General features: G+C 35.3%; 12 protein-coding genes. 2 read left to right on the top strand and 10 right to left on the bottom strand.

Annotated elements, in window-relative coordinates; translation table 11 throughout:
* Positions 1-26: 26 nt before the first annotated feature.
* From C245_RS0108870 to pyrH, 3 genes are all read right to left on the bottom strand, one after another.
* Positions 27-2522, bottom strand: coding sequence for a DUF5686 family protein (locus C245_RS0108870; RefSeq protein ID WP_017496238.1), 2496 nt, complete (start codon positions 2520-2522; stop codon positions 27-29).
* A 118-nt stretch (positions 2523-2640) separates the two neighbouring features.
* Entirely contained in the window at positions 2641-3204 is a 564-nt protein-coding gene (gene frr / locus C245_RS0108865; protein WP_017496237.1) for a ribosome recycling factor, read from the bottom strand.
* A gap of 239 nt (positions 3205-3443) precedes the next feature.
* A complete protein-coding gene (pyrH, locus tag C245_RS0108860) occupies positions 3444-4151 on the bottom strand; it encodes a UMP kinase (RefSeq protein WP_017496236.1) in 708 nt (235 codons plus the stop codon).
* Positions 4152-4338: 187 nt separating this feature from the next.
* Here pyrH and C245_RS0108855 point away from each other — a divergent pair, with 187 nt between their 5' ends.
* A complete protein-coding gene (locus C245_RS0108855; RefSeq protein WP_017496235.1) occupies positions 4339-4953 on the top strand; it encodes a thioredoxin family protein in 615 nt (204 codons plus the stop codon).
* 1 nt (position 4954) lies between these two features.
* Positions 4955-5692: a phytanoyl-CoA dioxygenase family protein gene (locus C245_RS0108850; protein WP_017496234.1), complete on the top strand. Its 738-nt coding sequence runs from the start codon at positions 4955-4957 to the stop codon at positions 5690-5692.
* Positions 5693-6345: 653 nt separating this feature from the next.
* Here the strand turns inward: C245_RS0108850 and C245_RS0108845 are convergent.
* From C245_RS0108845 to C245_RS0108815, 7 genes are all read right to left on the bottom strand, one after another.
* Entirely contained in the window at positions 6346-7644 is a 1299-nt protein-coding gene (locus C245_RS0108845; RefSeq protein WP_017496233.1) for an Ig-like domain-containing protein, read from the bottom strand.
* A gap of 86 nt (positions 7645-7730) precedes the next feature.
* Positions 7731-8426, bottom strand: a complete 696-nt coding sequence (gene truB, locus C245_RS0108840) for a tRNA pseudouridine(55) synthase TruB (RefSeq protein ID WP_017496232.1) — start codon at positions 8424-8426, stop codon at positions 7731-7733.
* Positions 8426-9223, bottom strand: a complete 798-nt coding sequence (locus tag C245_RS0108835) for an undecaprenyl-diphosphate phosphatase (protein WP_017496231.1) — start codon at positions 9221-9223, stop codon at positions 8426-8428. Before C245_RS0108835 ends, truB begins: the two co-directional genes overlap by 1 nt.
* Before the next feature lie 104 nt (positions 9224-9327).
* Positions 9328-9579, bottom strand: a complete 252-nt coding sequence (locus C245_RS0108830) for a DUF3098 domain-containing protein (protein WP_017496230.1) — start codon at positions 9577-9579, stop codon at positions 9328-9330.
* Positions 9580-9659: 80 nt separating this feature from the next.
* A complete protein-coding gene (locus C245_RS0108825; protein ID WP_017496229.1) occupies positions 9660-10535 on the bottom strand; it encodes an ABC transporter permease in 876 nt (291 codons plus the stop codon).
* 172 nt (positions 10536-10707) lie between these two features.
* Complete coding sequence (locus C245_RS0108820; RefSeq protein WP_035746420.1) at positions 10708-11298, bottom strand: molybdopterin-dependent oxidoreductase; 591 nt, start codon at positions 11296-11298, stop codon at positions 10708-10710.
* A 27-nt stretch (positions 11299-11325) separates the two neighbouring features.
* Entirely contained in the window at positions 11326-13314 is a 1989-nt protein-coding gene (locus C245_RS0108815) for a TonB-dependent siderophore receptor (RefSeq protein ID WP_157495803.1), read from the bottom strand.
* Positions 13315-13342: the final 28 nt, after the last annotated feature.

Here is a 13342-nt window from a genome sequence, read left to right as displayed (position 1 = left end):
GATTTAAAAAAATGGGAATTTTAGACTTAAAGACCTAAATCCAGCACATAAGAAATTTTAACGGCAATGTTATCCTCAAATTTCATTAACTGGTTCGGACCATATCGATAAAAGCCGCCGAAACCAATGCCTTTGTAAATTTTGTTTAGTTCGATTCCGGATTCAAAAAAGCCCCTGTCTAAAGTTTTATAGATTGGACCTACATGTTGTTGCGGATTTTCCATATTTCCCCATGCCATTCTCGTTACCAGTACTAAGGAAGGACGTACTTTTTTGAGGATTCTGATTCGGTCAAAGCCATGTTTAAGTTGAAAGAAGACATATTGACTGGAGAAAAACTCATTAAAAAACATCGTTTCAAAACTGTTTCGTCCGGCAAAGGTAATACGCTGGATAATGGTTTCCTTTGTTAAGTTGTTGGGCATGGTATTGTAAAGATGGGTAATGGGAACATCACCCGTAGCATAACCTCCCTGCAGAAGCAAACTCGTTTTTTGACCGTTTAGGTATTTCTTCTCGTATTCAGCTTTGAAATCTATTTTTCCAAAAGTAAAATCGTTTTCCATCACATTAGGTAATGATTGTGTGTACTGAAAAGTAAACCTTGGAAATCTTTTATCGGTTTCAGTTCTCCCGGTTGGAGTTTGCATAAAAGCACTAAAAGGAGCCCATACGATCGAAACCATTGCTGTAGTCATAATATAATCCGAATACAGCTTTCCATTGTAATTAAAAAGATAATCAAATTTAGGCTCGACATAAGTTCTCGAAAATTCCAGTACGGCTTCCGTTTTAGGAATAATTTTAGTCTGAATATTGGCTTTCCAGCCCACATATTGATAAAAAGTACTAATGTTAATCGGACGCGGATCGTAAATTTTGAAAACACGTTTGTCAACGGCAAAAACGGTACTCGCAATTTCCCGAACATCATCGGTATAATATCCGTTTACCCAGGTATTGGTGTTTTTGTCCAATAAAAATCCTGCTCCCAGACTGTATTTGTGCTGACCGTCTTTTGTACCGTAAGCCGAGTATCCTTCAATTCTGAAGTTTTTAGAAAAACGATCATTGGTAATACCGCCAAGCCCCAGTCTGAAACCTTCGTAATTGTTGTAACTGATAATCTTTTTTAAATCCAGATCAACAGGTCCGATCGGGAAATAACCGTTGATGATTTTTCGTCCAAGCCCCAAACGATTTTCTATTCTTTTCTTTATCGAAAGACTGTCAATTAACTGATAGGTTCTCTGGCTTTTTAAGTCCAGATCTTCTTTTCTGTATTCTTCCCAGAAGGCTTCCGGTTTTTTGTTGGCATCGTCTTTAATTTCAATGTAAAGTGCCGGATCTTTTATAGGGGCAGTAGTGTTATAGTGAATGTCAAAATTGTTACTCTCAGATAGCAGATAAGTAAAATCGGAAGCCGATTTTTTTCGGGGTTCAAAATTATCCTCAACATCTCCATCAAACTGAATGGTTCCGCCTAAGATTTTAATATCATCATCGTTTTTCCCTTTAACAATTTTAAAAGTAGTGTTGCTTTGGAACCATATTTTTTCACTCGGTACGTATTCAAATTCATGAATCCCGCTAATGTCCAGAACCCCTTTGATACGCATTACCGCTTTAGCTATGGCAAAATTCTCCTGATCGATATACAAAACGCCTTCTAAACCGGATGCCTTTCTTCTTTGTTTGTTTTTGAAGTAAATCATGTACGTTTCACGTCCTTTTATCGTTACCGTGTCCAGAATTTTGTAATTGTAACTTTGAGGAGCACTATTCGAAATTGGATTTTCGTATTTCGTTTCAAACAGTTCGTATTTCGGATCGTAAATCGAAATCGATTGGAGATTAAAAGCAATAACCTCATAAATAGGTTGTTTAAACCCGGACATTTTGGTTCCCAGTATCGTTTCTTTCAGTTTGTTGTTGCCAAACTGGTATTGTGAAACTTTCTCGGTTTGAAACAAGTGCTGCTTGCTAATTATTTCTTTGAATTTATAATCCGAAGAATCAATATTAATGCGCTTTTTGTCGAAATTTTTGTACGTGGCTGTTGAGTCAATTCTGCCGTCAATAGAATCAGGATTCGCTGTTACAATAAGTTTATTGTAGCTTTTGTATTCGAAACTGTTTAGTTTTTTTTGTGGATTGTTTTTGTTTTTATTCGCAATGACCTTCTTAATTATCGTGAGGGCTGGATTTTCATTTGAAACCACGACCTCCTTCAAATCGTCGGTTTTTTGAAAAAGAAAAACGGGGTAAAAAGTTTTGTGGTCCGTAATTACAATTGTCTTCGTTTGAAAACCAATGTAGGAAACGGTAAAAGTCTCCGGTTTTGAAAGAGCTTTTAGAATAAACTTTCCGTCAACATCCGTAATTGTATTAGTACTGCCGGAAGTTGTAATGGTAGCAAAAGGAAGCGGTTTGTTATTAGAGTCCGTTACAATTCCGTTTATTTGAAATTGTGCCTGAATGGTAAGCGTGAAAAACAAAGTCAACAAACAGAATAGCTTCATAGAGAATGTTATAGTTTCAAAAACGGACAACTTGTACTTTTGGTATGCAAAAATAACAATAAAAAAAATCCGTTCAGTATAATTTAACTAAACGGATTTTATTTTGTGTTGAATAGAATTACACCTTCATGATTTCGGCTTCTTTAGCAGCCAGTAATTCATCGATTTTTTTAATGTAAGTATTGGTTAAATTCTGAACCTGCTCCTCAGCTGATTTGCAAATGTCTTCAGAAGTTCCTTCTTTTTCTAGTTTTTTGATATCGGTATTAGCATCCTTACGTACGTTACGAACCCCAATTTTAGCATCTTCTGCTTCAGCTTTCGCTTGTTTAGCCAATTCTTTACGACGTTCCTCTGTTAAAGGCGGAACACTGATGATGATAACATCTCCGTTGTTCATTGGGTTAAAACCAATGTTGGCGATCATGATTGCTTTTTCAATTACTTGGAGCATGTTTTTTTCAAAAGGTTGTAGTGTAATTGTTCTGGCATCAGGAACGCTAATTTTTGACACTTGAGAAAGTGGTGTTGCAGCTCCGTAGTAATCTACAAAAACACTTCCTAACATTGCCGGAGAAGCTTTTCCTGCACGAATGTTAAGAAATTCTTTCTCTAAGTGCGCAATCGAACCGTTCATAGATTCCTCCGTACTGTCTAATATAAATTCTATTTCTTCCGTCATTTTTTTAGATTTTTAGATTTTAGAGGATTGGGTTTTCAAGTTTTAACGAAAATACTCCTCTAATTTACTAACTAATATATTTCTTTTTTTTGATTTTAAGATGGCTGGATTTTTAGATTATTGGAAATTCTCCAAAAAAACGGCATTCAAAACTTTAATCAATCTGTGTTTTTTGACAAATTAGAACTATTGCAACTTCTAAAAATCGAATAATTCAACGATCGAACAATCTAAGTAGTCTAAATGTTAACTACCGTTCCAACGTTTTCACCTTCACAGATTTTCAAAAGATTACCAATTTTGTTCATATCAAAAACAACGATTGGCAATTTGTTCTCCTGGCTTAAAGTAAAAGCGGTAGTATCCATCACGTTTAGTCCTTTTTTAAGAACATCATCAAACGAAATAAAATCAAATTTCACAGCCGATGCATTTTTTTCCGGATCAGAATCATAAACACCATCTACACGAGTTCCTTTTAAGATAACATCTGCATTGATTTCAATTCCTCTTAAAACGGCCGCTGTATCAGTTGTAAAATAAGGATTTCCGGTTCCGGCACCAAAAATTACAATTCTTCCTTTTTCAAGATGACGGTCTGCTCTTCTTTTAATGTAAGGTTCTGCAATAGACTCCATTTTCAAAGCAGTCTGCAAACGCGTTTTCATTCCTTTGTCTTCAAGTGCCCCCTGCAAAGCCATTCCGTTAATTACGGTAGCAAGCATTCCCATATAATCGCCTTGTACTCTATCCATACCGGCACTTGCACCTGCAACGCCTCTAAAAATATTTCCTCCTCCAATTACAATAGCAATTTCTACTCCTTTACTGTGAATTTGCTTAATCTCTTCAGCATATTCGGCTAATCTTTTAGGGTCAATACCGTATTGTAAATCACCCATTAAGGCTTCGCCGCTAAGTTTTAGAAGAATTCTTTTATATTTCATTTCTGTGTTGCGTTAATTTGTGCAAATATAGACATATTCTGATTTTTAGAAATAATGTTTTAAAAAAAATAATAGTTCTTTTCGTTTTGAATTTATAACGTTTTTTCGGATTTCTCCGAATGTGACAAAAGTCATTCTTTAAGTCCTCTTAAAAGTTGTAATTTTATACAACTCAAAAAAACTAAATATGAAAAGTACTATAGCGAAATCATTATTCAACAGTCATTCGTATACCGAATATCGAAAAATAGTTACCGATTTATTACTGGAAGGGAAATCAACAGGCAATGAACAATCCGAAAGCTTAACCAATTACAGTAAGCTGAATGAGGCCAGGATGAACCGACTGGAGAAAACCATGAAAGTTTCCGATGAGGTACTTTTAGAATTGGAAAATTTAAAACATAACTATATCTGGCTGGTGATTTCTGAAGGCTGGTGTGGTGACGCGGCACAAATACTTCCTATTGTCAATAAGATGGCTTTAGCTTCACATAAAAAAATAGATCTCCGAATCGTTTTTCGTGATGAAAATGACGCATTAATGAATCAATACCTGACAAATGGCGGGAGGGCCATTCCAAAAGTAATTGTGATTTGTAAAGAAACCGGAATAGCCCGAGGGGACTGGGGACCCAGACCCAAAGGTGCTAGTGAATTAATGGCAAACTATAAAAAAGAGTTTGGCGTAATTGATGAAAAAATCAAAACTGATTTGCAATTGTGGTATTTGGCCGACAAAGGATTAAGTACTCAAAACGAACTTATGGATATCATGCGTGCACTCGAAATTAGGGAGTAATATGAATAATTTTGAGCAAAACGGATATGTGTTTCTGAAGGATTTCTTTTCGGAAAATGAACTGGCAGCAATTGAAAAAGTACTCGTTAAATTTCACGAAATCTGGTTGCATGATAATGAAATAAGTTATGAAAAAGGGGCTATAAACAGTCACAGCCTGACCAAGGGAGATTGTTTAAAGGAGGAAGAAAAAACACGTCTTTTTGAATTTATAACTCAAACCAAATTTGAAGAAATACGAAGCGTTATTTTTCCTAAGTCGCCTGTTTTTTTGAATACCCAGCTTTTTTTTGATCCAAAAGAGGAAACCCGGAAGAATTATTGGCATCGTGACATACAATATACAGGAATGTCTGTTGAAGATCAAAAGAAGGCCATCAAAACTCAAAATGTAGTTCACTTCAGGATTCCCCTGAAAAGTGAACGAGGAATTGAATTGATTCCGAAAACACATCGCGAATGGGATTTACCGGAAGAGTTTGAGGTTAGAAATTCTTTGAACGGCCGTCTTCAAAGTGACGATTTAAAACGTGGAGAAATTGTAAGATTGAATCGGGGAGATTTATTGGTTTTTTCTGCCAATATGATTCATCGTGGTATTTATGGAAAGGATAGATTTTCTCTGGATATCATTTTTTGCGATAATATTCCTTTAATGAAAAGTTTTATTGATAAGGATAATTTGCCATCAACAAAAATATTGGAGAAGCTAATAAACAAACAGCTTTTTGATATTTAGTAAGTCGATAATGACGAGTAAGACTGTTGAGATAGATTCCTTGGGTTTTTAAGAAATAAATCGTTGAACAGCCTTATTTTTCAGGTATCCTACTGTAAATAAGAATTTTAGTAATAAAAAATATGCTAAAAATATTTGTATTGCTTCAATTTTTTGTAACTTGCGGGAGTCATCCCACTTCTATTATTCATTTTCTTATTTACTCTTTTTATTGGTGTTTATTTAATGTTTAACAACTAAAAATTACACTATCATGAAAAAGTTATTCGAAAGATTTTACGATTTTGTTTCGGGCTTGTTGTTTGGAGGAAAGAGTATATCTCATTACTAACTTCAAAAAACAGAGCTTATGAAATAGAACTACTTTGTAAGAAGTTGGCACATTGCTATGGGGATTCCTGAAGTAATGTGCTTTTTGTTTTTACAACAGGATTTTTAGTGGTCAAAAAGGGCTGTTTCAAAAGGGAATTGTACCTAAAATTCCATATCAAGTAAAATTGGTCTCAAAAGGAATTCCTTTTATTTTTTTCTGAAATTGCTTCGGCGGAGAAAAATGCTTATTGCAAATGTCATTTTCAATAGTATATGCTCTAGCGGAGTGGAATATAACTCTTTTGACACAACCTCTTTTTTTATAAAATGGTTTTGAAATTCTACTCCGCAGTTTTAAAATCGATTAAAAAAGGTTTTAGCCTCACTCCGTTTTGTTTTCTGAAATTATCCGAAATTAAAATTTGGTAATGTTGGCCGGGTTTTAAATCCGCTTTGATAGTCCAGGATTTCATATCCGATGACCAGATTCTTTCTGTGCTTATTCTTGGAAAAAAGTTTTCACCAAGTGGGCCAAAATCTACGCCTGTACTGCGCCCGTTTAACGGTTCCGAAAAAGTAATCGTGATTTCAGTTTCTCCCGATTTTACTTTTTGACTTCCGTTTTTAAATGCAGAGATAGATACAACGTGAGGTCTTTGTTTTTCGTAATTCTGACGTAATTTTTTTAGATTTTGCGGAAACAACTTGGTGCCATCTACTATGCGTGCCACTTCTTTTTCATTGTGGTAATCTAGTTCAATTAAGGTCTTTATTGCTTTCGCTTTGTCTTTGGATGAATTGTAATAACGTTCGCAGATTTCATAACCTATATAATATCCCAGATCTCTAACTTTTAAAAGATTTCTGTTTTCTCCCCAGATCCAGTTGTAATTGTTGCTTTTGATGTGCAAATCTGCGATGAACTGATCAATTACTTTTTGCTGATTGCTTTTCCCGAATTCAATTGCAGGAGAGCTTGATTTTTTATGGGTTACTTTACAGGAAACAAATTCGGCAACACCTTCGTAAAGGCACATCAAAAGCAAATCTTCGACCAGCTCTTTTTGCTGAGTATGCACATATTCGTGCGTGCAGAGCAGTGCAATGTTTTTTCGAGGCTCGTATTCTTTGTAAAAGGGTTGTCTCCAGGCTGGGAGTTCATCAATAACAGTAGTTTCATCTGCCAGACTTAGTTCGCTTCCAATTAAAACACGATCTTCCTGAATGGTTCCGTTTGTTCGAAATGCACCAATAGAAAAATAAATAGTGGATGGTTTTAAATCGGGATAGGCTTGTTTTAGTTTACTGATGTCGGCATCAATTTCCGGATAAAGTCCGGCGGAATTTAAAGTGTTTGGTTTTAATGAATTCCAGAATTTAGGATATTTATTTATGGCATTGATGTAGTCTTTGGCGGTATAATTTCGAACCTCGAGCAAGCTTTTTAAGCCCGGAGTAGCTTTGTCCAGATAGAGTTCTTTTAAAAAAGAGTATTGTTTGATGCTGTCTTTTTCGGCGACAATTTTATCGTAAGCCTTCCAGAAATTATCAATATCAGTGGAAACAATTTTTTGATTAACGGTTTGACTGTTTGATGAGATTGTGAAGACAAACAAGAGTAGTAAAAAGTGGTTTTTCATGTTTTGGTTTTTAATCTTGCGACTAAAGTACAAAAAAAGGAAAATACACAACTTTGCTTAAAGGGGCTTGGGAAAAAAATTATGCTTTATTCCTGCTGAAGACTTTCTTCAAAAAGTGTAATATCAATAGCATTTTTCACATCGTAATCGCCAATTTTAGTTCGGCGTAAAACCGTTAAATGCGATCCGGAATTCATAGCTTTTCCAAAATCAAAAGCCAGAGAGCGAATATAAGTACCTTTACTACAAACCACTCTAAAATCTACTTCAGGTAAAGCGATTCGGGTAATTTCGAATTCATGAATGGTCGTTTTTCTGCTGGCAATTTCTACCGTTTCTCCTGCACGCGCATGCTCGTACAAACGAACACCGTCTTTTTTTATCGCAGAAAAAATAGGTGGTTTTTGGTCAATTTCACCTAAAAATTGTTTCACTGTTTCATGAATCAGTGTTTCGTCAATATGATCGGTTGGAAAAGTCTGATCGATTTCGGTTTCTAAATCGTAAGATGGAGTAGTAGCTCCAATATAAAAAGTTCCGGTATATTCTTTTGCCTGCCCCTGTAGTTCAGAAATTCTTTTGGTAAACTTTCCTGTACAGATTAGCAATAGGCCGGTTGCCAAAGGATCTAAAGTTCCGGCATGACCAATTTTGAACTTTTTAGGAAGTCCGACTTTATTAATTAAAAGATATTTTAATTTATTGACAGCTTGAAACGAACTCCATTTTAAAGGTTTGTCAATCAATAAAACCTGTCCGTTTAGATATTCTTCAGGAGTCATTATATAATCGTAAGAGGATGAATGAAAAAGTGAATCAGCAACAGAATGATTCCTGCAATGATTCGGTAATAACCAAAAACTTTAAAACCGTTTTTAGTCAAAAATCCAATAAAGGATTTGATTGCCAGAAGCGCTACAATAAAAGCAACGACATTTCCAATTACCAGTATGTTAATCTGATCGTGAGACAGTTCGAATCCGGCTTTGTAATAATCATAACATTTTTTTACTGTCGCACCCAACATGGTTGGAACAGCCAAAAAGAAAGAGAATTCTGCCGCTGTGGTACGGGATAATTTTTGAGACATTCCGCCTACAATACTGGCCCCGCTTCTTGAAACTCCCGGAATCATAGCAATACACTGGAATAAACCAATTTTAAAAGCTTGTAAATAGGTAATTTCAGAAGAACTTTCAGTTGCATTTGGATGGTTGAACCACTCGTCAACTTTTAGTAAAATTAAACCTCCTATTAAAAGAGAAATAGCAACTGTAACAGGATTTTCTAATAAGCCATCGATAAAATCACTTAGCAATAAACCTAATACGACAGCCGGAATAAAGGCAACCAAAAGTTTAAAATAAAAATCAAGTGTTTGAAAGAATCGTTTGAAATACAAAACGACTACCGAAAGTATCGCACCAAGCTGAATGACAATGGTGAAAAGTTTAGTGAAATCTTCATGAGCAATTCCGAAAAAGGAAGAGGCAATAATCATGTGACCCGTTGAAGAAACAGGCAAAAATTCAGTGATGCCTTCAATAATAGCAAGAACGATAGCTTGTAATGTATTCATTTAATAAGATTGTTAGATTTTAGATTCTTTAGACTTCTTAGATTTTATAAAAGATTATCTGAATAATCTAAAGATCTAAGAAGTCTAAGGAGTCTAAATAAAGTCTATTTGGATTTTTTGAAAATAGAATAAATCGTGATTCCAAAACCGATTAAAACCGTGGTTGGAGCCAAACGAATACGTCTGAAATTAAAAACATCTTCATTAAAAACATTCGGATCGTTGCTTCCTCCGCCAGACATTAAGATAAAGCCTAAGGCAATAACTCCTATTCCAATTAATAGAATTTTATAGTTAATTCCGTCAAAAAGGAATTCTTGTTTAGGTGCGTGTTCTTCTTTATTGTTGTTTTTCATTTTATTTCTTTTGTGCCGCTGAGCGTAGCCAAGGCTTTTTAAAAATTTGCAAACTAAAATCTATAATCTGCGATCTAAAGTTAATACAGATCGTCAGTTCTTAAATTTAGGAAACGTTGTGTGGCAAAGTGAGTACTTACCCAGGTAATCAAAACCCCTAATCCGAATACGGCTAATAATACCAGTCCAATTAAGGCTTTATCTTCTAAAATACCCAAGCCCGGGAAATTAGTTTCTACATAGAACAAAAGTCCGATAAGGGCAATAATAGCCAGACCGGCACCTAACATTCCTAATTTTACACTGCGCATTACAAATGGCTTACGGATAAACGATTTTGTTGCACCAACCATTTGCATCGTTTTGATGATAAAACGATTCGAATGAATAGATAAACGTAACGAACTGTTGATTAGCAGAACAGCAATAACCGCAAGGAAACCACTGATAATTAAAATCCACATACTTACTTTTTTGATATTGTCATTTACCAGATTAACCAATTGTTTATCATAAACAATATCTTCAATCATGGTGTTTTGACGTAGTTTGCTTTCTATTTTAAGGATACTGTCTCTTTCAACATAATCCGCTTTTAAGTGAATGTCGTAAGAATTCAATAAAGGGTTTTCACCTAAGAAAGTCAGGAAATCTTCTCCGATAATGTCAGTGTGTTCTTTTGCCGCTTTTTCTTTTGTTACGTAAACGAATGATCTTGCAAAAGGCGCTCTTTTTAGTTCCGTATTGAAAGCTTTTATCACGCTGTCATTAGCCTCGTTTTTAAAGAAAACCGTCATGGCAATTTTTTCTTTAAAATCATTAGCCAGTTTTTTAGAATTGATAATGAATAATCCCAGTACTCCTAGTAGGAATAAAACCAGAAATACACTTAATACAACCGAAAAATAAGAGGAAATTAACCTGCGCTTTTGAAATTTATCAAAGTTAGAACTCATAGTTTGCTTAAATTATGGGGTAAAAATAATAAAGAATTTCTTTATATGAAGTTAATAACGGCCAAAGTTTTAACTTTCGTACAATAAATGTACTAAATACAAACCAGAATAAAAAAAAGTGACAAAGACCTTGAAGTTTTGCCACTTTAGCGAATTGATATTTGAAGAATGATTATTTCACTTTGTAAACTTCGATGCTTTTTAGCCAGTAAACATGTCTTGGACCTGTTTTAATATCATTTTTACAGATCAAAATCATTTCTCCGCTCTTTACGGGTTTTCCGTTTTCTTCAAACAATACATAAGTGTTTTCTCCGGTAGGATTATTGAAAATCTCGGCCCATGAAAAAGTGGCTTTGTAATCGTCAGAAGCTCTGGCAACAATATAAAAATTGCGGTCTTTATGCCCGTTTTGTTTGATTTTTGCCTTTTCTAAAATGTCTTTTAATAAAACGCCTTTGGAAACTTTGTTGTCTTTTTTTACTTCTCCACTTTGGCAGACGACTTTAAAGTTGTCGATAGTGGTCACTTTCATTTTTCGTAAAGAGTCTACAGTTAATTGCAGTGGAAATTCGACATCGCCTTTTACCTCGATTTGATGATTGACCAATTTTAAACTGTCGGCAGGATTTAACGCTTTGTGCTCGTCTTTTTTGTCAGAGGTTGTGGTTTCAGGGATAACTTTGGCTTCTTTTTTTGGAGAGTTGCACATGATGCACCCGAAGGCAACGGATAAAACCAGAAGGTAAATTTTTGTTTTCATAAGGATTTTGATTTACTGTTTTTTGAATTAATTGTTGAAAAAGCGAAGTGTCACAAAGAAATTTCTGCCTTCTTCAGGATAACCTTCTGTAAGACTATAGTTTTTGTCGAACAGATTGTTTATTCCCGCATCGATGCTGAAATTTTTAAGAACCCTGGCCGAACCGTAAAAATTAAATAAGGTATAATCCGGAACTCTTGTGCCGTAACTGGTGCTGGATCGGGATGAATTAAATTCAGAATTGGCGATGAAACGGAGTGTTTTAATCGGTGAATATTCGATTGTTCCCATCGCTTTCGTATTGGGAACATCAGTGAAATGGATGGTTGGGGCTGTCAGATTGTTTCTTTCAAGATAGGTGTAATTAAAATTGAGCAGCAAATTCTCCAGTATCGGATAATTGATCTGTGTCTCGATTCCGAAATATTCTGCCTTACCAAAATTTTGCATTTGCGATTTTCCGGGTTGAACGTTGCTAACATTTAAAATAGCATCAGAAAGGGCACTGTAGAACACGGCCGTCTGAAAGGTTACTTTATTAAATGCGTTTGCGGTATAATTGATTTCGTAGTTTGTTGCTTTTTCAGGTTTTAAATCCGGATTAGGAATGGCGGTTCCCATTCGATAAGAATACCGGTCTTTTATAGTCGCAAATCGGGTTTTTTGTGAAACGGTTGCGCCAAGTTTTTGATCGTCGTTTAATTTATAGAACAGTCCAATTTGTGTATTAAAAGCATCGCTTGCAGCTGCGGCCGGATAATCTGAAATTACTTTTGTAGTGGTGTTGTAGTCCTCAGCTTTTTTGTTTTTTCGGATGTTGTAGCTAACACCTGGAATTATGGTGAAATGATTAGAAATCTTGTAAACATCTTCGATTCCAATTAAAATAGTATTGTCTACAAAACGGCGTACCGGTTCACCAAGATTGTTTTCGCGATGAACGTCTTCTTTAAAGTGAAAGGCAATTTTCAGATCATTTTTCGGGATGAACTGTGTATGGTATTCTAGGTTTCCCCCGTAAGTATAATCGTTGTAATTGCTTTGAAAGGCTGAAGCTTTGGTTTGAGTTGAATAATTGGCGTCGTCATAACTGTCTAAGGTGTTTTTAAAACGATCGTAATATATTCTTGTTTTAAAACTGTTTTTAGTGTCAAAGTTAGAATTAGAAATGAAGTAATAACTTTCTTTGTCCCAATTTGGCCACTGCCAGTAGCGAGGTTTGGTTAAAAGAGGATTTTGGGTATCGTAACCCGTATAAACAGGATTTCCTTTTTCTCCCTGCTGGTTGATATAGCCTATAGCGTATTCGTTTTTTTCAGTTGGTGTCCACCCAACTTTAAAACTTATTTTTTGATCGGTTCGATATGAGTTGTCTCGTTGTCCGCCGTCTTCATTTTTGGTCGGTACAAAATTGGAAGACATTCTAAAGGAATTTCGGTCTAGGTAGGAATAGCCTCCCTGAACATAAAATTGGCCCAGTTTAGAACCAATGTTTAGATTTCCTTTATAGCTGTTCGTATTAATCATTCCTAATGAGCCATTGTATTCCAGTTTTTCTGATGGTTTTCTGGAAATTAAGTTAATGGCCCCACCAAGGGAGTTTGGGCCATAAAGAACAGATGAAAAACCTTTAGAAACATCAATTGCTGCAAGATCAAAAGTGGTAAATCGGGCCAGATCGACATAGCCGTCGTAAGGAACATAAACAGGGATACCGTCCATATAAACTGGAACTTGTCTCAAATCAAATCCGCGAATAGAAACCATAGATTCATTTCGGGGTCCGGAAGCCGTCAAACTTACACCCGGCAGCATATTTAATGCTTTTGAAACTTCCATTTTATTTTGAGTTTCCATTGTTTTAGAAGTGACTCTGTTTAAAGTGTCTTTGTTTTGATGGTTGGTTATGATCACTTCTCCCAGCATGAAAATATTGGAAGTTTTTACCGAATCGACAGACATTGGGTTGTTTTGCTGACTTAATCCGATAAGCGGAAAGAGTAAAAAAGGTATCATTTTTAGTTTCATAATATTTAAATGAATT

Origin of the sequence: Flavobacterium sp. WG21, from assembly GCF_000335775.1 — a bacterium.
Classification (GTDB): Bacteria; Bacteroidota; Bacteroidia; order Flavobacteriales; family Flavobacteriaceae; genus Flavobacterium; species Flavobacterium tructae.
Note: the sequence above shows the minus strand (reverse complement) of the source record. Positions and strands in the feature narration are given on the sequence as shown.